The 703-nt window shown below is 50.9% G+C and carries 2 protein-coding genes; both read right to left on the bottom strand.

The features are described 5' to 3' along the window. On the bottom strand, positions 1-260 hold a 260-nt coding region (locus R7Q11_RS26375), incomplete at its 3' end, for a DUF3299 domain-containing protein (RefSeq protein WP_225467022.1). Between the two features lie 2 nt (positions 261-262). Then, a partial coding sequence (locus tag R7Q11_RS26370) for an FtsX-like permease family protein (RefSeq protein WP_225467021.1) occupies positions 263-703 on the bottom strand: 441 nt, incomplete at its 5' end.

Raw genomic sequence — 703 nt, 5'->3', positions numbered from 1 at the left:
GCATCTCCCTCAAGAGGAATCACGAAGCCAGGGATTTTGACCTGACTGCCATTGAGTTCTGGTCTGACGTTACCGATTTTTGATTGCTGCGCCGCGCCACCACTGTGATCAGATGCGGGCATCCCCACGCTGTCGAACAGCTTACGTTCCGCTTCAGGAACCAGATCGATCCAGTCGAGCGTTAATGGCTCATCACTCGCCATGACCGGCGTCGTAAATGCAATCGCGAGTAAGCAACTGGCTAAAACTTTTTTCCACATCGTTAGATCCTTATGGTCATTCCGTCACTGAGTGACTGTCTGTAGGCGCGGAATGCTGGAATAAAACCAATCACAATACCGGCGCATTGTACAAAGCTAAGCAGCATCCATTCGTACGCAGAAAGCGTGCTTAACGTGAGATTTATACCGTAGTGTTGTTGAATTAGGGGCTGAAGTAGGGCGAGTATCGCATACAGTCCCAAAACGCCAGTGACGATACCTGCTGCTGTGAGTAAACTCGCTTCACTAATGAGCAGAGACAAAACGTGGCGCGGGCGTGCTCCCATAGCGCGTAAAATGGCCATTTCTCGACGTCGTTCTTGTAAGCTGGTCAGTAGGCTGCTTAACATGCCGAGTAAACCCGCGATAACCACAAAACCAGAAACCGCCATCAAGGCCTGTTCTGCGACAGACATCATTCCCCACAGTTCGTGTAGCGCGAC

The sequence above is a fragment of the Vibrio sp. 970 genome, from assembly GCF_033339075.1.
Note: the sequence above shows the minus strand (reverse complement) of the source record. Positions and strands in the feature narration are given on the sequence as shown.